The following is an 18,004-nucleotide window of genomic DNA, read 5'->3' as shown; positions in this document are numbered from 1 at the left end:
GCATACCCCGGCTTCAAAACAGGAAATACCGCTGCGCCATTGGCAGCAGCTTCGCCGGCTCGCAGGTCAGCAGATGCCCGTCGGCGCGCACCGCGTAGGTCTGCGCGTCGATCTCCATCTTTGGCGCATAGCCGTTGTGGATGAGGTCCTTCTTGCGCACGTGGCGGATGTTCTTCACCGCGCTGAGGTGCTTGCTCAGGCCGTAGCGTTCCTTGATGCCCGATGCCAGCCCGGCCTGCGAGACGAAGGTCAGCGAGCTCTTTGCCAGCGAGCCGCCGTACGCGCCGAACATCGGGCGGAAGTGCACCGGCTGCGGCGTGGGAATGGATGCGTTCGGGTCGCCCATTGCGGCCATTGCGATGGTGCCGCCCTTCAGGATGGTGAACGGCTTCACGCCGAAGAAGGCCGGCTTCCAGATCACGATGTCGGCCCACTTGCCGACTTCGAGCGAACCCACTTCGTGCGCGATGCCGTGCGCAATGGCAGGGTTGATCGTGTACTTGGCGACGAAGCGCTTGGCGCGGAAGTTGTCGTTGCGCTCGTTGTCTTCGGGCAGCTTGCCGCGCTGCAGCTTCATCTTGTGCGCGGTCTGCCAGGTGCGGATGATGACCTCGCCGACGCGGCCCATGGCCTGGCTGTCGGAGCTGAACATGCTGATGGCGCCCAGGTCGTGCAGCACGTCTTCGGCGGCAATGGTTTCCTTGCGGATGCGCGACTCGGCGAAGGCCAGGTCTTCTGCGATGCCGGCGTCCAGGTGGTGGCACACCATGAGCATGTCGACGTGTTCGTCGAGCGTGTTCACGGTGTAGGGCATCGTGGGGTTGGTGGAGGAGGGCAGAAAGTTGGCCTCGCCCACCACGCGCAGGATGTCGGGCGCATGGCCGCCGCCCGCGCCTTCGGTATGAAAGGCGCAGATGGCGCGGCCGCCCACGGCCGCAATCGTGTTCTCGACGAAGCCCGATTCGTTGAGCGTGTCGCTGTGGATGGCCACCTGCGTGTCGGTGGCGTCGGCCACGTCCAGGCAGTTGCTGATGGCTGCGGGCGTGGTACCCCAGTCTTCGTGCAGCTTCAGGCCGATGACGCCGGCTTCGATCTGCTCGTGCAGCGCGTGCGGCAGGCTGGCGTTGCCCTTGCCGAGAAAGCCCAGGTTCATCGGAAACGCATCGGCCGCCTGCAGCATGCGCTCGATGTGCCAGGGGCCGGGCGTTGCGGTGGTGGCGAAGGTGCCGGTGGCGGGGCCGGTGCCGCCGCCGAGCATGGTGGTCACGCCGGAAGACAGCGCCTCTTCGATCTGCTGCGGGCAGATGAAGTGGATGTGGCTGTCGATGCCGCCGGCGGTGACGATGTTGCCCTCGCAACTGATGATCTCGGTGCCGGGGCCGATGACGATGTCGACGCCCGGCTGCACGTCAGGGTTGCCGGCCTTGCCGATGGCGGCGATGCGGCCGTCCTTCAGGCCGATGTCGGCCTTGACGATGCCCCAGTGGTCGAGGATGAGCGCGTTCGTCAGCACGGTGTCGACGGCGCCTTGCGCGCGGGTGCGCTGCGATTGCGCCATGCCGTCGCGGATGGTCTTGCCGCCGCCGAACTTCACCTCTTCGCCGTAGCCGCCGGCTCGCAGGGTGTAGTCGGCTTCAACCTCGATCAGCAGTTCGGTGTCCGCAAGACGGACGCGGTCGCCCACGGTGGGGCCGAAGATTTCTGCATAGGCACGTCGCCCGATGGTGGCCATGTTTCAGAGCTTCCCTTGAACGAGGCCGCGAAAGCCGTAGACGATGCGATCGCCGGAAAAATCGACCAGCTCGACCGTGCGCTGCTGGCCCGGCTCGAAGCGCACTGCTGCGCCCGAGGCGATGTTCAGCCGCATGCCGCGCGCGGCCTCGCGGTCGAAGCCGAGCGCCCCGTTGGTCTCTGCGAAGTGATAGTGCGAGCCGACCTGGATCGGCCGGTCGGCGGTGTTTTGCACCACCAGCGTGAGGGTGCGGCGGCCGGGGTTGAGCGCGTGCTCGCCGTCGTCGGTGAAGAGTTCGCCGGGAATCATGGCCGGCCTCAGATGGCTTGGGCCAGCAGCGTCGCGCCCAGGCCGAGCATCGCGGCGCCGGCCACGCGCGGCAGCCATGCGTTGGCGTGGCGCAGCGCCCAGCCCATTGCGATGCCGGCGGCGTGCAGCAGCACCGTGGCGCAGGCCATGCCGGCCAGCGTGAGGGCCGCGCCTTGTTCGCTGGCCAGTTCGTAGCCGTGGGCCACGCCGTGGAACACCGCGAACACGCCGACCACCGCCATGGCCACCACCGCCGGCAGACGCACGCGGGTGACGACCAGCAGGCCCAGCACCAGCAGCGAGGCCGCGATCATCGGCTCGACCGCCGGCAGCTGCACGCCGGCCAGACCCATCAGCGCGCCCACCAGCAGCATGCCGGCGAAGGCGAGGGGCGCCCAGAGCAGATCGGGCCAGGCACGGCGCGCGGCCAGTGCGCTCCAGAAGCCGACCGCAACCATCGCCGCCAGGTGGTCGGCGCCGGTCAGCGGATGCAGGAAGCCGGTGGTGAAGCCGTGGTGCAGGCCGCCGTCGACGCCGGTGTGGGCGCTGGCTGCGAGCGGCAGCAGGAGGGCGAGCAGGGCGAGGGTTCTGGAGGCGTTGTGGCGCATGGAAAGTCCTTTTGTTCTTTGAATTTCAGACGATGGGCTGGTGCACGGTGACCAGCTTGGTGCCGTCAGGGAAGGTGGCTTCGATCTGGATGTCCGGAATCATCTCGGCGATGCCGTCCATCACGTCGGCACGGGTGAGCACGGCGCGCCCGTCGCTCATGAGCTCGGCGACGCTCTTGCCGTCGCGGGCGCCTTCCATCACGGCGGCCGAAATCAGTGCGATGGCTTCGGGGTAGTTGAGCTTCAGGCCGCGGGCCTTGCGGCGTTCGGCGAGCAGCGCCGCGGTGAAGATCAGCAGCTTGTCTTTTTCGCGCGGAGTCAGTTCCATGGGATCGGCATCGGGTGGCAGAGAGTGGCGGCCATTATGGGCAAGCCGGCTTCTTTGCAACAGTCGTGCCCTGTTCGCCAAAAGCCGTACGGGTGGCATGAAAGATGCACCGAAACGGTGTGAACCCCGACGCCGTACCCACCACCCCTGACGACGCGCCGCAGCGCATCGTCAAGGTTCGGCGCGACTACAACAGCTGGGTGGCCAGCGAGACGCTGGAAGACTACGCGCTGCGCTACACGCCGCAGCGCTTTCGCAAGTGGTCCGAATGGCGGGTGGCCAACACGGCCTTCGGGGCGGCGTCGTTCCTGATCCTGGAGGCGGTGGGCGCCACGCTGCTGGTGCAGTACGGCTTTGCCAACGCCTTCTGGGCGATCCTGGCGACGGGGCTCATCATCTTCCTGGCGGGCGTGCCGATCAGCGTGTACGCGGCGCGCTACGGCGTCGACATGGACCTGCTCACGCGTGGCGCGGGCTTCGGCTACATCGGCTCCACGCTCACCTCGCTGATCTACGCGAGCTTCACTTTCATCTTCTTCGCGCTCGAGGCGGCTGTGATGGCCTACGCGCTGGAGCTGGCGCTGGGCATCCCGCCGGTCTGGGGCTACCTGGTGTGTGCGCTGGTGGTGATTCCGCTGGTCACGCACGGGGTGTCGGCCATCAGCCGGCTGCAGTTGTGGACGCAGCCGCTGTGGCTGCTGATGCTGGTGGTGCCTTTTGCCTACGTGCTGGTGCGCGATCCTGGTGCATTCGCGGGCATCGTGCACTACAACGGGGTTCGATCCGGCACCAAAGGCTTCGATCTGCACCTGTTTGGCGCTGCCCTGACAGTCGGCATTGCGCTGATCACGCAGATGGGCGAGCAGGCCGACTACCTGCGCTTCATGCCCGCGCGAACCGCGACCACGGCGCGCCGCTGGTGGGCCGGGGTGCTGGCCGGCGGCCCGGGCTGGGTGGTGCTGGGGGTGCTCAAGATGCTGGGCGGGGCGCTGCTGGCCTACCTGGCGATCACGCACATGGTGCCGGCCGACCGTGCGGTCGATCCGAACCAGATGTACCTCGCGGCCTACGAGTACGTGTTTCCGAACTACGGCTGGGCGGTGGCGGCCACGGCGCTGTTCGTGGTGATCTCGCAGCTCAAGATCAACGTGACCAACGCTTATGCGGGCTCGCTGGCCTGGAGCAATTTCTTCTCGCGCGTGGCACACAGCCACCCGGGGCGCGTGGTGTGGGTGGTGTTCAACGCGCTCATCGCCTTCATGCTGATGGAGATGAACGTGTTCGAGGCGCTGGGCGACGTGCTCGGCCTGTTCGCCAACATCGCCATCGCCTGGATGATGGCCGTGGTGGCCGACCTCGTCATCAACAAGCCGCTGGGGCTGTCGCCGCCGGGCATCGAGTTCAAGCGCGCGCACCTGTGGGACATCAACCCGGTGGGCGTGGGCGCGATGGCGCTTGCGTCGGTGCTGTCGATCACCGCGCACCTGGGCGTGTTCGGGCCGCTGGCGCAGGCCTTCTCGGCGCTGATCGCACTGGGCACGGCGCTCGTGGCATCGCCGCTGCTGGCCTGGGCGACAGGCGGCAAGTACTACCTGGCGCGCGGCACCGACGAGGCGCATGGCGCGGTGGCCTTCGCTCCTGCCGAGGGCCCGCGCGCGGTGCGCTGGGCGAAGGTCGAAACCGGCAGCTACCAGCGCCTGAAGGTGCAGCACTGCGTGATCTGCGAGCGCGAGTACGAGGGGCCGGACATGGCGCATTGCCCGGCGTACCAGGGCGCGATCTGCTCGCTGTGCTGCACGCTCGACGCGCGCTGCGGCGATTTGTGCAAGCCGCATGCGAGCCTGTCTTCGCAATGGTCGACGGTGCTGCGCTGGCTGCTGCCGCGCCGCAGCTGGCGCTACCTCGACACGGGGCTGGGGCACTTCCTGCTGCTGATGCTCGTCATCGTGCCGCTGCTGGCCGTGGTGTTCGGCGTGCTCTACCAGCAGGAGCTGCGTGCCTTCGGCGAAGGCGCACTGGAGCTGGCGTCGGAAGCCGACGTGGCCGCGGCGCTGGCCGGCGTGCAGAAGCTGTCGCTGCGCTCGGGCTTCCTCAAGGCGTACATGGCGCTGCTGGTCATCGCGGGCATCGTCGCGTGGTGGCTGGTGCTGGCGCACCAGAGCCGCAAGGTGGCGCAGGAAGAATCGAACCGCCAGACTCATCTGCTGGTGCGCGAAATAGAGCTGCACCGCGAGACCGACCGCGCCCTGCAGGCCGCCAAGCAGGCGGCCGACGAAGCCCGCGAGATCGCGGAGCAGGCCAAGCTCGCGGCCGAGCTGGCCAAGCAGGCCGCCGACCAGGCCAACCAGGCCAAGAGCCGCTACATCAGCGCCATCAGCCACGAGCTGCGCACGCCGCTCAACAGCATCCTGGGCTACGCGCAGCTGATGGGCGAAGATCACTCGGTGCCGCCGCACCGCCAGCAGGCGGTGGCGGTCATCAAGCGCGGCGGGGAGCATCTGCTGTCGCTCATCGAAGGCACGCTGGCCATCGCGCACATCGAGGCCGGCAAGCTCACGCTGCATGCGCGGCCCATGCGCTTTGCCGACACGCTGCGCGAGCTGGCCGACATGTTCGAGCTGCAGGCCGCGGAGAAGGGGCTGCAGTTTCGCTTCGAGGCGGCGGGCCCGCTGCCCGAGGTGGTGCGTGCGGATGAAAAGCGCGTGCTGCAGATCCTCATCAACCTGCTGGGCAATGCGATCAAGTTCACGGCGGCGGGGCAGGTCACGCTGCGGCTGGCCTATGCGCGGGAGTTTGCATCCATCGAGATCGAGGACACCGGCCCCGGCATGCCGGCCGAGGACATCGAGCGCATCTTCGAACCCTTTGCGCGCGGCAATGCGGCAGGCATGTCGGCCGCACCGGGCGCGGGGTTGGGGCTCACCATCGCCAAGATGCTCACCGACCTGATGGGCGGCGAGATGAAGGTGCAGAGCACGCCGGGCGAGGGCTCGCTCTTCTGTGTGCGCCTGTTCCTGCCGCGCGTGCACGACACGGTGGCCGGCACCGGCCGCCCGATGCCGGTGCAGCGCGCGCGGCGCGGCTACGAGGGCCCGCGACGCCGCCTGCTGGTGGTCGACAACGAGGAGGCCGACCGCGACCTGCTGGGCCATGTGCTCGCGCCGCTGGGCTTCGAGCTGCGCAGCGCGGCCAGCGGGCACGATGCGCTCGATCTCATCGCAGCCGGCTATAGGCCCGACGCGATGTTCGTCGACCTCGCGATGCCCGGCATCGACGGCTGGGAGACCATTCGCCGCGCGCGCAAGCTGGGGCTGACCGAGGCCTCGGTGGCCATCGTCTCGGCCAACGCCTTCGACAAGGGGCTCGACAACGACGTGGGCATTGCGCCGGAAGATTTCTTCGTCAAGCCCGTGCGCCACACCGAGCTGCTCGACTGGCTCGAACGCCGGCTCGGGCTGCAATGGACCGATGCCGCCGCGAAGCCGGTCGCCGCCGTGGCGCCGCGCGTGATGCAGGCGCCTTCGCTGGCCCGCCTGCGTGCGCTCGACGAGGCCGTGAGCCTGGGCTACTTTCGCGGCATCATGAACCAGCTCGACGACATCGACGCCGCGCAGCCCGAGTGCGCGTCGTGGACCGAAGCCCAGCGCGTGCTGGCCCGCCAGTTCCAGTTCGAGGCCATGAGCCGTGCGCTGGCCGAAGCCGTCGAAAGCGCCGCATGACTTCGACGACGCCACCTCCCGCCATGGAAACATCACCGCTCGCCAAGACCCTGCGCGAGCAGCAGGGCGCCAACAGCGACCTCGTGCTGATCGTCGACGACGTGCCCGACAACCTCGCGGTGCTGCACGACGCGCTCGACGAGTCGGGCTACACCGTGCTCATTGCCACCAATGGCGAGCAGGCGCTGCAGCGCGCCGCGCAGGCCCGGCCCGACATCGTGCTGCTCGACGCGATGATGCCGGGCATCGACGGCTTCGAGGTCGCGCGCCGGCTCAAGGCCGATGCGGCGACGGCGCACATTCCCATCGTGTTCATGACGGGGCTCACCGAGACCGAGCATCTTGTGGCCGCGCTCGAAGCCGGCGGGGTCGACTACGTCACCAAGCCCATCAAGCCGAAGGAAGTGCTGGCGCGCATGAACGTGCACCTGCAGGGCGCACGCCGCGCGCGGCAGGACGCGCGGCAAGCCGGTCAGGCGCGCAATGCGCTCGATGCCTTCGGCTACGCAAGCATCACCGTGCGCCTGCCCGAAGGCCGGCTGATCTGGCAGACCGCGCTGGCGCGCGACCTGCTGCAGCGCTACTGCGACACGCGCGCGCCCGAGACGCCGCCCGCCGTGCTCGAATGGCTGCGCAGCCACACGCCCGATGCGCGCCAGCGCGGCATCGAGCCGCCGGCGCTGTCCATCGTGCAGGGCGCGAGCAGCCTCACGCTGCGGCTGCACCAGCAGACCAGCAGTGACGACGACGGCGACGAGTGGATGATCATCATGCGCGAGGTGTCCGACACCGCCGTCATCGAAGCCATGAGCCTGAGCCTGAAGCTCACGGCGCGCGAGGCCGAAGTGCTCTACTGGGTGGTCAAGGGCAAGACCAACAAGGACATCGGCGAGATCCTGGGCAGCAGCCCGGCCACCGCCAAGAAGCACCTGGAGCGGGTGTACGTGAAGCTCGGCGTGGAGACGCGCACGGCCGCGGCCGGCGTGGCCATCAAGCGCATTCGCGAGCTGCAGCCCCAGTTCGAAATCTGAAGAAGGCCGGCTGATTGCCGCCGGCGCCGCCTGCGTCATGGCGACTACTTTCGGCGTCCCTAGAATGGTTCGAGGGCTCCGGGACGCGCACGATGAAGAACAACAGGCACGACAGAACGACAACCCGACCGCCATGCAGCGGCTGGATGCTTGCTGCTTCCTGCCTGTTCGCGAACCTGGCCGCGAGCCCGGGCGCACACGCCGCAGGGCATTTCGACGTGGACGACGCGAGCACGCTCGACCCGGGCCAATGCCAGTACGAGACTTGGTGGGGCCGCACGGGTGTGGAGCCTGTCACGGGGTTTCATTTCGGGCCCGCCTGCCGCGTCGGGCCGGTCGAGCTGGGCCTGAACTTCGACCGCACCTCGGTGAGCGGCGTTCATTCGGTCACCGGCGGACCGCAGCTCAAGTGGAATTTCTACGGACAGGCGGCCGACGCGCCGTTCAGCGCCGCCGTGTCGATGGGCGCGGTGTTCGACCTGAAGCGCGGTGGCCGCGCGGGCGGGCAGTTCGTGGTGCCTCTGACGTGGCGGCCACTCGAGAGCCTGCAGATTCACGTCAATGCAGGCGCCGATTGGGCCAACGGAACCGGTGCGCGCACGCCGCGCGGCGGCATTGGCGTCGAATGGGCGCTGAACGACACCGTATCGCTCATCGCGGAGCGCAACCGGGCGGCGGGCCTGTGGACCTCGCGCATCGGCGGGCGCTTCAGCATCACGCCGCTGATCAGCGTGGACGTGAGCACATCGCGCACCGGGCCGCAGGGCGTGCGCGGCTTCGTGATCGGGCTGAACCACGAGTTCACCTGGAAGTGAACCGTGGGGGATCAGCGCAGGTAGCGCTGTATCCGCTTCTCGTCCTCGGCCAGCTGCTGGCGCATCAGCGAAATGAAGTCCCTCGCCGTGGCCGAGAGCACCTTGCCTGCCGGCAGCGCCAGCAGGCAGGTGAAGTACACGTCGACCGAAAACTTGCGCACCACCAGCCCGCGCTCCGCGTAGTCGAGCGCGGTGATCGGGTTGACCAGCCCCACGCCCAGGCCGCGCAACGCCATCTCGCACACGCTGGCCGCATAGGGCGTCTGCACCAGCACCCGCAGCGCCACGCCGTGCGGGGCCAATGCGGCTTCGAGCCGCTGGTGCGAAGGGTCTTCGGGGTTGAGCGAGAGAAAGGGCGCTTCGGCCAGCTGCTCGGGCTTGATGGTCTTGAAGCGGGCCAGCGCGTGGCCTGCCGGCATCACCACCACGCCGGGAAAGCGCGAGAAGGTGGAGTGGTCGATGCCTTCGAGCGAGAGCTCGTCGGCCATCAGCCCGAAGTCGGAGATGCCCATGGCCACGCGGTCGCGCACGTCCTTGGAGCTCAGCACCTGCAGCGACACCTGCGGCCAGGGGCTCGCGCCGCGGTGCGCCTTCAGCCGTGCCAATGCGCGCGGCATGAAGCCCAGGCCGTAGGCGGGAAAGCTGCTCAGCTCCAGCTGGCTGACGCCGAAGTCGCGCAGGCTGCGCACGCGGTGCTCGATGGCGTCCATGCCGATGAACACCCGCTCCACCTCGACCCACAGCGCGCGTGCCTCGGGCGTGGGCACCAGCCGCCCGCCGGTGCGCTGGAACAGCAGCATCCCCGCTTGCGTCTCGAGGCGCTTGAGCGATTGGCTGATGGCGGGCTGCGTCACATGCAGCAATGCAGCGGCCTTGCGGGTGGAGCTGCCGCGCATGAGAGCCCGGAAGGTTTCGATCTCGCCGAATCGCATCGATAAGTCTTGTTATCGGTTGAGTATCTGAGGCTGCATAATTTTATTTCCGATTGCATAAGATTTGGTCACAACTTCTGACGCATGACCCGTGACGACATTGCCCGTTCTGGACTTCAAGTTCGCCGCTCCTCCCCCGGATCCCCTGGCTCATCCCCCGGGTAATCCCTTGGGGTTGGTGCGTGACCAGGCACCCAAGCCCGTGCGCAATCCGAACCTGCGCGGCCTGCAATGCCTGCGGTGTGATGCGCTCTACCCGGTCACCCTGTCGCACGACGGCTGCCCCGCATGCAAGCGCACGGGCTTCCACGTGGCGCTGCGTGCCAGCTACCTGCCCGACAGCGCCGAGGCGATGCCCATGCCCTACACCTCCGGCTTCGCGCTGGGGGAGGGGCAGACGCCGCTGGAGGACATGCCGGAGCTGGCGCAGCAGTTCGACGTGGCGCGCCTGGCCCTCAAGGACGAATCGCGCAACCCCACCGGCTCGCACAAGGACCGCATGACAGCGGTGGGCGTGGCGCAGGCGCTCGACTTCGACGCCCATACGCTGGTGCTGGCCTCCTCGGGCAACGCGGCCGTGTCGGCGGCGCACTACGCATGGGCCGCGGGCCTGGGCTGCGAGGTCGCAACCTACGAAGGCATGCCGGCCACCTACGCGCGGCAGCTCGATGCACTTGGCGCGCGGCGCTATGTGTTCGCCGACAACGCGGGCCGCTGGGCCTTCGTGCGCGAGCGTTCGCAGCACCCCGGCTACTTCGCGCTGACCAACTACCGCCTGCCCGCGCTGGGCAGCGCGCCGCTGGCCATCGAGGGCTACAAGCCGATCGCGCTCGAATGCGTGGCCGATGGCGGCCTGCCGGACCACATCGTGATTCCCACCGCGCGCGGCGATCTGGCCTGGGGCATCTACGCGGGCTTTCGTGACCTGATGGCCGCGGGGCGCATCGGGCGCCTGCCCAGGCTCTGGCTGGTGGAACCGTTCCCGCGCCTGGCGCGCGTGCTCGCGGGCGGCGCCATCAACGGCAGCTACCCGGGCCACACTGCGCAGTTCTCCACGGCCGGGGCCACCGTCACCTACCTGCAGTGGCAGGCCGCGACCGCCACGGGCGGCGGCGCGGTGGTCGTGGGCGACGACGAAGCGCGCGCCGCGCGGCGGCTGCTCAGCTCGCTCGGCGTCAGCGCCGAGCTCTGCGCTGCCGGCGGCCTGGCCGCATTGCGCCAGCTGCGCGAGAGCAATGCCATTGCGGCCGATGCGCACGTGGTGCTGATGCTGACCGCCAATGCGGCCGGCGACCCGAGCTGGCCCGACCGCCCGATCTAACTTCCTTCAGGAATTCACCATGCCGACGATGCAACGCCGGGCCTTTCTGGCCGCCGGCTCTACGGCCCTGCTCGCTTCGTTTCGACCGGCGTGGGCGGCCTACCCCGACAAGCCCGTGAAGCTCGTCGTGCCGTGGGCGGCCGGCGGCAGCACCGACGCGATTGCTCGCGCCATGGCGCAGCGCATGAGCCAGACCCTCGGCAGCCCGGTGATCGTGGACAACCGGCCAGGCGCCGCTGGCATGATCGGCACCGACGCGGCGGCCAAGGCCGCGCCCGATGGCTACACCATCGCCATCGTCGAACTGCCGCACGCGATTGCGCCGGCCGTGACGGCGAAGCTGCCTTATGACCTGCTGCGCGACTTCACGCCTGTGACCATGATCGGCACCTCGCCGCTGGTGTTCTTCGCGGGCATGGACGACGACAGCAAAGACTTCAAGACCTTCCTGAAGACCGCGGCTGCGGCATCGGCGAAAGGTGCGCCGCCAGCCATCGCGCACAGCGGCGCGGGCACGGTGAGCCACCTTGCCGCCGAACTGCTGGCGAGCCGCACGAAGATCAGGTTCAACATGGTCCCGTACCGCGGCTCGGCACCCGCGCTCACCGACGTGGCGGCGGGCACGGTGGCGGGGCACTTCGCGACGCTGGCCAGCGGCTCCAGCCTGCTGGGCGCCAACCGCATCCGTCCGCTGCTGGTGACGAGCACGCAGCGCGTGACGAACATTCCCGGCCTGCAGAACGTGCCCGCACTCGCGGAGAACGGGCTCAAGGGACTGGAGATCGACCAGTGGTGGGCCATGGTCGCGCCGGCCACCACGCCGCTCGACGTGATCGAGAAGCTGCGCCGCGAGGCCATCGCCGCGCTCGACCATCCGTCGGTGAAGGAGCGCCTGTCGGTGCTGGGCGTGCAGATGAAGGGCTCGACGCCGGCGGAGTTGCGCGCCTTCCTGCGCTCGGAGGCCGAGCGCTGGCAGAAGGCCGCGCACGAGATCGGCCTGCAGCCGCAGTAAGCGGGCTGAACAGGTTGGGCCTTACTTCGCGTCGCTGTAGACCGTGGCGCGCGACACGCCCATGTGCGCGGCGGCAATCTCGGCGCCGCGGCGAACCTCCAGCAGGCCCGCTTTCTTCAGTTCCTGCACCAGCTGCTTGCGGTCGGCTGGCTTCAGCGAGCGCGAGGTGGTCGCGCGCGCGGCCGCGAAATCGTCGATGCACGCGTGGATGCGGTCCGAGTGGTTGCCGCCGGCCTCGATGTGCTCGTGCACTTCCTTGTCGTCGATCTTCGTGAACTGCGAGATCGCGGCCTGGAAGCTCTGAAACAGCGTCAGGTCGACGTTCAGGCACAGCGCGGCCACGTACTCGCCGCTGTCGTCCTTGACGCCGATGGATGTGCTCTTGACCTTGCGCCCGTCGGGAAAGGTGTTGGCGTAGTTCGCGATCACCGCCGGAAACTCCGGGTCTTGGATGCGCGCGAGACCCAGCTCCGTGACCGACTGGCCGACCTCCCGGCCACTGAGGCTGTTCTCGATGGCGTAGATCGCGTTCTTCGGATTGCTCAGGTCGTGCACCACGACTTCGCAGAAGGGCGCAAAGGTTTGGCCCAGGCCTTCGGCCATGTTGCGCAGCATCTCCAGGACCTGCTTGTTCGACTTTTTCTTCATGCCGGGAAATGTATCCAGCTCTGGACGAACAATCTAATTTGTACAAAAAGTACAATGTTGGATGTATTATCCAATTTTGACCAGGAGCCTCGAATGACCGCGAGAGAACGCGCACGCTATGTCGACCCACGCACCGGCAGGCACTACGACCTGTCTGAACGCCGATGGCGCTCGGACGACGGCCATCCGATGATGGTCACGCCGCTGCCCGGCATCTCGCGCGACGACATCGATTCGCGCACCCGCTCGCTCTGGCGCTACCGCGCGGCGCTGCCCGTGGCAATCGACAAGCCCGCGAGCATGGGCGAAGGCTGCACGCCGCTGGTGCAGAAGCGCTGGGGCAGCCTCGAGCCGTACTTCAAGCTCGAGTGGTTCAACCCGACCTGCAGCTTCAAGGACCGCGGCGCGGCGGTGATGATGTCCTTCCTGCGCCAGATCGGCGTCGACGCGGTGCTGGAAGACAGCTCGGGTAACGGCGGCGCAGCCATTGCCGCGGCAGGCGCGGCGGCTGGCATGCGCGTGAAGGTGCTCGCGCCGAGCTACACGCCCGCGCCGAAGGTGGCGCAGATCCGGGCCTTCGGCGCAGAGGTGCAGTTGGTGCCGGGGCCGCGCGAAGAGTCGGAGTACGAGGCGGTGCGCCAGTCGGAGTCGATCTTCTATGCGAGCCACAACTGGCATCCGTTCTTCCTGCAGGGCACGAAGACGCTGGCGTATGAGCTGTGGGAAGACCTGGGCTTTGTCGCGCCCGACAACGTCGTCATTCCGACTGGAGCGGGCAGCAACGTGCTCGGGTGCTGGATCGGCTTCAAGGAGCTGCTGGCGGCGGGGCAGATCAGCAAGCTGCCGCGCATTTTTGTCGCCCAGCCGCTGAACTGCTCGCCGATCGATGCGAGCTTCACCGCCGGAGTCGACACGCTGGTGGACCGTGTCGTGCAGCCGACCATTGCCGAAGGCACTGCGATCAAGCGGCCCGTGCGGCTTCAGGAAATCCTGCAGGCGCTGCGCGAGACGAACGGCAAGACCGTTGCGTTGACCGAGGAGCAGATCGCGGCTGCGGTGCGCCGGCTGGCAGCAAGCGGGCTTTATGCGGAGCCGACCTCCGCTTCGGCCGCGGCGGCCATCGAGGTGCTGGCGCAGCGCGGCGACATCAAGGCCAGCGAGGCGACTGTGGCCTTGTTGACCGGCACCGGTCTGAAGTCGACGCAGTTCATGACCGAGCTGTTTGGCGGCGCTGCCGCCGTCGCCTAGCGAACTGCTGTTCGTCGACGCCAGGCACCGGCACCGCTGGCTGATTCAGTGGCTTGTTATTTCCACTTCCAGCCGACGCCGGCGTTGACGCCCCATTCCTTGCCCGTGGTCGACAGGCCTGCACCCCAGGACATCTTGCCGTCGTCGGACAGTGCCTTGAAGGTCAGCGCCACCGCGCTGTAGCCCTTGTAGTTGCCAAGGCCCACGCCCACTGTTTTCTCGCCGGGAGACAGCGTTGGCAAGTAAGCGCCGGACATCGCGAAGGCCATGGCCGTGCCCGAGTAGGCAATGCGGGCCACGTCGCCGACCTGGCTCTGCACCTGATTCAGCTGCTGCACGTTGACCGCGTCGCCCGGCAGGATGCCCGGCGCCACGTTGCCGATGCGCGTGCCGCCCGGCGCCTGGCCGTTGCCCAGCGTGATCTGGTTGTAGTTGACCGAGCCGTCCGGATTGGTCGCGTACTGCACGCTGCTGGCCTTCACGGTGGCTGCAGATGCCTTGAGCTGTGCGACGTTGGCCGCATCGCTGTCGGCCGTACCCGCGGCCACGGCCGTGATCTGGCGGTACTGGCCGTTGGCCACGTCGCCCACCGACGCTGCGGCCTGCGTGCTGGTGGTCGCCTGAACGGCTACCCGGTGCTGCGCTGCTGCGCCAGCCGGCACATAGCCGGCCACGCCCGCCGCGGTGGAGGCCACCGAGCCCGCGCCCAGTGCGACGCCGCCGCTTTGCTGCGCGATGGCGCCGAAGCCGATGACCGTGCCCTTGGAGATGTTCGGCGCCTGGCTCAGCGGCGTGCCGCCGGCGTCCGCGTTGTCACCCAGCGCCACGCCACCACCACCCGCTCGGGCATTGGCGCCGATGGCCTGCGAGCCCGTGGCCAGCGCCCCGGTGCCGATGGCGATCGCGTTCAGACCCGTGGCCTGTGCACCGCTGCCCGCTGCGAAGGAATTGGTGCCGCTGGCCACGGACAGCGGGCCGATCGCCACCGCTTTCTGGCCGCTGGCGACCGAATCGCCAGCCGTCGAATTGGCGTGGAAGTACCGGGTGCCCTTGTCGTTGATCGTGTTGACCGTCGTGCTCAGGCTGCCGAGGTTGCCATTGGTTGTGTTCAGGCTCGTCGAGAGATTGCCCAAGCCGGTCGAGAGGCTGCCGATGCTGCTGGTTGTGGTGCTCAGTCTTGTCGAAGTAGATGTAGACAAGCTGTCGATGCTGCTCGTGGCCGTGTTGAGGCCCGTCGACAGACTGCCAATATTGCTCGTCGCGGTATTCAGGCTGGTCAGGACGGACGTGGACAAGCTATCGACGCGGCTGGCAACGATGCCCAGCCCTGTGGAAGTCGATGTCGACAGGCTCGCAACGGAGTCGTTCGTTGCGGTCAAACTGGTGGACAGGCTGGCCACGTTGCTGTTCGTCGTGTTCAGGCTGGTGGACAACGAAGCAGTCGCCGTCGACAGCTGGCTGACATTGACAGCGTCCGTCGGAGCACCGCCTGCGGCGACGTTGGTGAGCCTGCGTTCGCTGCCGCTGGCCCCGACAGACACTTCACCAGCCGGCGTCGCACCGGAGATCGCAGCACCCGGGGAAGGCGTGTAGCCGGCTACGCCTTGCAATGCGGCGAGCGAATCCGCCGTCTTGCTGGCCGCTCCGATGGCCACGCTGTTGTCGTATTTCGCGTCAGCCCCATTGCCAAGAGCCATGCTGCCTTGGCCGGCAGCGGTAGCCGCCCCGCCAATCGCGATGCTGTCCGAGGCGGTCGCTTGAGCCCCTCTGATCGAGTTACTGCCGATGGCAATGGCCCCGGCGCCTGAAGCGGTCGTTGAATTGGCGGCCGATAGAGCCGTGCTTCCGTCGCCACCGGCTCCGCCGATTGCAACCGAGTTCAGGCTTTGAGCTTGTGCGCCAAAGCCAAGCGCGGTGCTTCCGGTGCCGGAAGCATTTGCCGAGAGGCCAAGCGCGCTGGCCCACTGGCCGGCAGTGCTGGAGAACCCGAAAACGGCCGCTCCGTTTCCAACCCCTTGGGAGTAGGTTCCGAACACCGATACGGCATCCAGACCGTTGCCACTCGTATTGCAGCCAAGGATGTTGGACCATGGCCCGGTTCCATCGACCGGTTGAGCGTTTGTTCCGGTAACAGCCACCTGCCCGATGGTTGCCGTGGTTGTGGAGTTGCAGTTGGCCGGTGCGTAGGTGGATGCGCTGGCATCCGATGCCGTCATCTGCAGGCCGGCAGCCAGAATTGCGGCAACTACTGCCGACAGTCTGAAGCTGCCTTTGCCATGAGTCTTGGTGATTTCGGTGGCTGCTAGCCATGCGCCGGGCGACTCGCTCCAGATACCGCGATACAAATTATTCATAACAATTGATGAGAAAAAGGAAATCTAAAAACATGAGATCAAAGACGGATTTGCGTGCGCGCGAAATTGCGATTCGATTTGCGGCATGAATTCCGGAGAGCCCGCGCCTCGTGCTTCCAGGCGCAAGGCGTGTTGCCGTACTCCGCCAGGACCTCTCAGGCCGCGGAATGTATCGACTGACGCTCGAGTTGGACAATGACGTTTGCTGTCAATTAATGACCGCCGTCAATGGATTCAACGGCCCGCTGAGGGGCGAGCTTTTATCTCGGACTGGGAAGAATTTCGCGCTTTCCAAACGGCATTCGCGTAAGGCCGTTGTGCGCACTCTCGTTCGCTGCCTATGAATGACAAAAATTAGCAAAAAATGTCATTCGGCGGCGCTGAAAACGTTTTCTTCTTTGAATCGAAAAGTTCACGCTTTCAGCGCAGGAGCCCCGATGCCGTGGTGCTTCGGGAACTGCGGTGGCTCCGAACAAGCCACCTCGGCACGTTCAAGGAGTTCGTGCCGGTTTCTCGCTACCAGGGCCAGGCGATGCGTGTGCCCATGCCCGCTTCAGCCGCACGCGCATGCAGCAGGCGCGCAACGGTCAGGTCCTGCAGCGCGAGGCCTGTCATGTCGAAGACGGTGATGTCGTCGGCGGCTCGTTCGACAGCCGTCTTGCCGCTCAGCAGGTCGCCCAGTTCGACGCATGGCGTGTCGGGCGACCACTGCGTTTCGCCGATCTGCTGCGCCTGCGTGCGATCGTCGACGAACAGCCGCACGCGCGGCAACAGGCCTTCGGGAAGTTCGCGCTTGCCGCGGGTGTCGGCGCCGACGCAGTTCAGGTGTGTGCCGGGCCGCACTGCTTCGAGGTCGAAGAGGGCGCCGCCGCCCGGCGTGGCGGTGATCACGATGTCGCTTTGGGCAACAGCGGTGTTGCTGTCGCTGGCCGGCGCGATGTCGCAGCGGCCGGTGAAGTGGGCCTCGAACGCCGCATTGCGCTGGCCATTCGTACTTATATAAAGAACCTCGCGCACCGATGGCACCATGCGCAGCGCGAAGTCGAGCTGGATGCGCGCCTGCACGCCGGTGCCGAAGACGCACAGCCGCGTGCTGTCGGGCCGTGCAAGCTGCTGGAGGCCGAGCCCGCCCGCCGCGCCCGTGCGCACTGTCGTCACCGTGTTGCCGTCGATGACGCACAGCGGCCGGCCCGTCGCTGGGTCGATCAGCAGGATCGTCGCTTGATGGGGCTCGCCGCCGCGTTGCCGGTTGGCCGGCCAGAAGCCCGCAGCCTTGAAGCCGAGCAGGCCCTGGGCCTGCACGTCACCAGACTTGATGCCGAACACCCCGCCCGTGCGCAGCGGCTCTCGCACGACCGGGAAGACGCGGCCCTCGCGCTCGCTGTGCAGCACGAAGGCTTCGCGCACGGCCTGAAGAACGTCGGCGGGGGAGAGGAGGGCGTCGACCTGGTGCTTGTCGAGCAGCAGGAGTTGGGCGTCCGAAGGCGCGGGGGATGTTGTCATCTGGAAATATTATCTACTTCCAGACGAAAAATCAAAGTCAATGCAGACTTGCTGCTCAGCGGCCGGTATGCACCTTGATCCGGATCGTCGCTACGTCCCATCCCCGGTTCTTGAGCCGCGTCACCAGCATCGGCGACAGCTGGCGCAGCTTGGCGGCCGCGGCGCTGCCCTTGACCAGCAGGCACCACACGTCGCCTTCGGCCGGCCCGGCCTGCACGGCACCGCGCATGGCCGGCGGAATCAGCCCTTCCACGGCCTTGAGCCGCTCCGCGGTGTCGCGCGCGCGCGCCATCAGGCTGCCCAGGGTGGGCGCGCCTTCTGCAGCTTGCTGCAGCGAAATGGCGGGGGGAAGTCGGCGATACATGCGTAATCCAGGGGTTAGAAACAAGACAGCTAAAATGCCCGGTTTGCCGGCGTTCGCGCCGGAAAAAGGCTGCTTGCTTT

General features: G+C 67.3%; 15 protein-coding genes and 1 pseudogene. 6 read left to right on the top strand and 10 right to left on the bottom strand.

The window, feature by feature from the left end:
- Nucleotides 1–13 precede the first annotated feature (13 nt).
- Genes ureC through ACTG4X_RS28115 form a run of 4 tightly spaced genes read right to left on the bottom strand, consistent with a single transcriptional unit; the run spans nt 14 to nt 2,977 of the window.
- Entirely contained in the window at nt 14–1,732 is a 1,719-nt protein-coding gene (ureC, locus tag ACTG4X_RS28130) for an urease subunit alpha (protein WP_093057421.1), read from the bottom strand.
- A 3-nt stretch (nt 1,733–1,735) separates the two neighbouring features.
- Nucleotides 1,736–2,041, bottom strand: a complete 306-nt coding sequence (locus tag ACTG4X_RS28125) for an urease subunit beta (RefSeq protein WP_093057422.1) — start codon at nt 2,039–2,041, stop codon at nt 1,736–1,738.
- Between the two features lie 8 nt (nt 2,042–2,049).
- Nucleotides 2,050–2,649 (bottom strand): HupE/UreJ family protein, encoded by a 600-nt coding sequence (locus tag ACTG4X_RS28120; RefSeq protein WP_440532468.1) that lies wholly within the window; start codon nt 2,647–2,649, stop codon nt 2,050–2,052.
- A gap of 25 nt (nt 2,650–2,674) precedes the next feature.
- A complete protein-coding gene (locus ACTG4X_RS28115; RefSeq protein WP_093057424.1) occupies nt 2,675–2,977 on the bottom strand; it encodes an urease subunit gamma in 303 nt (100 codons plus the stop codon).
- Nucleotides 2,978–3,081: 104 nt separating this feature from the next.
- Here ACTG4X_RS28115 and ACTG4X_RS28110 point away from each other — a divergent pair, with 104 nt between their 5' ends.
- From ACTG4X_RS28110 to ACTG4X_RS28100, 3 genes are all read left to right on the top strand, one after another.
- Nucleotides 3,082–6,696 carry a hybrid sensor histidine kinase/response regulator gene (locus ACTG4X_RS28110; RefSeq protein WP_093179207.1) on the top strand — a complete coding sequence of 1,205 codons (3,615 nt, stop codon included), beginning with the start codon at nt 3,082–3,084 and terminating at the stop codon, nt 6,694–6,696.
- Nucleotides 6,697–6,719: 23 nt separating this feature from the next.
- Nucleotides 6,720–7,727 carry a response regulator transcription factor gene (locus ACTG4X_RS28105; RefSeq protein WP_093057426.1) on the top strand — a complete coding sequence of 336 codons (1,008 nt, stop codon included), beginning with the start codon at nt 6,720–6,722 and terminating at the stop codon, nt 7,725–7,727.
- A gap of 146 nt (nt 7,728–7,873) precedes the next feature.
- Complete coding sequence (locus ACTG4X_RS28100; protein ID WP_440532467.1) at nt 7,874–8,542, top strand: hypothetical protein; 669 nt, start codon at nt 7,874–7,876, stop codon at nt 8,540–8,542.
- A gap of 11 nt (nt 8,543–8,553) precedes the next feature.
- Here ACTG4X_RS28100 and ACTG4X_RS28095 read toward each other — a convergent pair whose 3' ends face one another.
- Nucleotides 8,554–9,474 carry a LysR substrate-binding domain-containing protein gene (locus ACTG4X_RS28095; protein WP_093057427.1) on the bottom strand — a complete coding sequence of 307 codons (921 nt, stop codon included), beginning with the start codon at nt 9,472–9,474 and terminating at the stop codon, nt 8,554–8,556.
- 91 nt (nt 9,475–9,565) lie between these two features.
- Here ACTG4X_RS28095 and ACTG4X_RS28090 point away from each other — a divergent pair, with 91 nt between their 5' ends.
- Complete coding sequence (locus ACTG4X_RS28090; RefSeq protein WP_097198187.1) at nt 9,566–10,795, top strand: threonine synthase; 1,230 nt, start codon at nt 9,566–9,568, stop codon at nt 10,793–10,795.
- A 19-nt stretch (nt 10,796–10,814) separates the two neighbouring features.
- Nucleotides 10,815–11,807, top strand: a complete 993-nt coding sequence (locus ACTG4X_RS28085; protein WP_440532466.1) for a Bug family tripartite tricarboxylate transporter substrate binding protein — start codon at nt 10,815–10,817, stop codon at nt 11,805–11,807.
- 21 nt (nt 11,808–11,828) lie between these two features.
- On the opposite strand, the gene ACTG4X_RS28080 is transcribed toward ACTG4X_RS28085, so the two are convergent.
- Entirely contained in the window at nt 11,829–12,455 is a 627-nt protein-coding gene (locus ACTG4X_RS28080; protein WP_440532465.1) for a helix-turn-helix transcriptional regulator, read from the bottom strand.
- Between the two features lie 93 nt (nt 12,456–12,548).
- On the opposite strand from ACTG4X_RS28080, the gene ACTG4X_RS28075 reads away from it, so the two are divergent.
- Nucleotides 12,549–13,703 (top strand): threonine synthase, encoded by a 1,155-nt coding sequence (locus ACTG4X_RS28075; protein ID WP_440532464.1) that lies wholly within the window; start codon nt 12,549–12,551, stop codon nt 13,701–13,703.
- Nucleotides 13,704–13,759: 56 nt separating this feature from the next.
- Here the strand turns inward: ACTG4X_RS28075 and ACTG4X_RS28070 are convergent, their stop codons facing one another.
- From ACTG4X_RS28070 to ACTG4X_RS28055, 4 genes and pseudogenes are all read right to left on the bottom strand, one after another.
- Nucleotides 13,760–15,400, bottom strand: coding sequence for a YadA family autotransporter adhesin (locus tag ACTG4X_RS28070; protein WP_440534433.1), 1,641 nt, complete (start codon nt 15,398–15,400; stop codon nt 13,760–13,762).
- A gap of 15 nt (nt 15,401–15,415) precedes the next feature.
- Nucleotides 15,416–16,057: pseudogene (locus ACTG4X_RS28065) on the bottom strand (ESPR-type extended signal peptide-containing protein); the annotation flags it as partial.
- Nucleotides 16,058–16,573: 516 nt separating this feature from the next.
- Nucleotides 16,574–17,560, bottom strand: a complete 987-nt coding sequence (locus ACTG4X_RS28060) for an ornithine cyclodeaminase family protein (protein ID WP_440532463.1) — start codon at nt 17,558–17,560, stop codon at nt 16,574–16,576.
- A 55-nt stretch (nt 17,561–17,615) separates the two neighbouring features.
- Nucleotides 17,616–17,924 carry a hypothetical protein gene (locus ACTG4X_RS28055; RefSeq protein ID WP_093077492.1) on the bottom strand — a complete coding sequence of 103 codons (309 nt, stop codon included), beginning with the start codon at nt 17,922–17,924 and terminating at the stop codon, nt 17,616–17,618.
- Nucleotides 17,925–18,004 lie beyond the last annotated feature (80 nt).

The organism is Variovorax sp. YR566, from assembly GCF_051992195.1.
Classification (GTDB): Bacteria; Pseudomonadota; Gammaproteobacteria; order Burkholderiales; family Burkholderiaceae_C; genus Variovorax.
Note: the sequence above shows the minus strand (reverse complement) of the source record. Positions and strands in the feature narration are given on the sequence as shown.

Coding starts and splice junctions, on each gene's coding strand:
- ACTG4X_RS28075 (WP_440532464.1), top strand. CDS start 12,549: ATGACCGCGAGAGAACGCGCACGCTATGTCGACCCACGCACCGGCAGG.
- ACTG4X_RS28085 (WP_440532466.1), top strand. CDS start 10,815: ATGCCGACGATGCAACGCCGGGCCTTTCTGGCCGCCGGCTCTACGGCC.
- ACTG4X_RS28100 (WP_440532467.1), top strand. CDS start 7,874: ATGCTTGCTGCTTCCTGCCTGTTCGCGAACCTGGCCGCGAGCCCGGGC.
- ACTG4X_RS28070 (WP_440534433.1), bottom strand. CDS start 15,400: ATGGCTCTTGGCAATGGGGCTGACGCGAAATACGACAACAGCGTGGCC.
- ACTG4X_RS28060 (WP_440532463.1), bottom strand. CDS start 17,560: ATGACAACATCCCCCGCGCCTTCGGACGCCCAACTCCTGCTGCTCGAC.
- ACTG4X_RS28080 (WP_440532465.1), bottom strand. CDS start 12,455: ATGAAGAAAAAGTCGAACAAGCAGGTCCTGGAGATGCTGCGCAACATG.
- ACTG4X_RS28125 (WP_093057422.1), bottom strand. CDS start 2,041: ATGATTCCCGGCGAACTCTTCACCGACGACGGCGAGCACGCGCTCAAC.
- ureC (WP_093057421.1), bottom strand. CDS start 1,732: ATGGCCACCATCGGGCGACGTGCCTATGCAGAAATCTTCGGCCCCACC.
- ACTG4X_RS28105 (WP_093057426.1), top strand. CDS start 6,720: ATGGAAACATCACCGCTCGCCAAGACCCTGCGCGAGCAGCAGGGCGCC.
- ACTG4X_RS28095 (WP_093057427.1), bottom strand. CDS start 9,474: ATGCGATTCGGCGAGATCGAAACCTTCCGGGCTCTCATGCGCGGCAGC.
- ACTG4X_RS28110 (WP_093179207.1), top strand. CDS start 3,082: ATGCACCGAAACGGTGTGAACCCCGACGCCGTACCCACCACCCCTGAC.
- ACTG4X_RS28115 (WP_093057424.1), bottom strand. CDS start 2,977: ATGGAACTGACTCCGCGCGAAAAAGACAAGCTGCTGATCTTCACCGCG.
- ACTG4X_RS28055 (WP_093077492.1), bottom strand. CDS start 17,924: ATGTATCGCCGACTTCCCCCCGCCATTTCGCTGCAGCAAGCTGCAGAA.
- ACTG4X_RS28120 (WP_440532468.1), bottom strand. CDS start 2,649: ATGCGCCACAACGCCTCCAGAACCCTCGCCCTGCTCGCCCTCCTGCTG.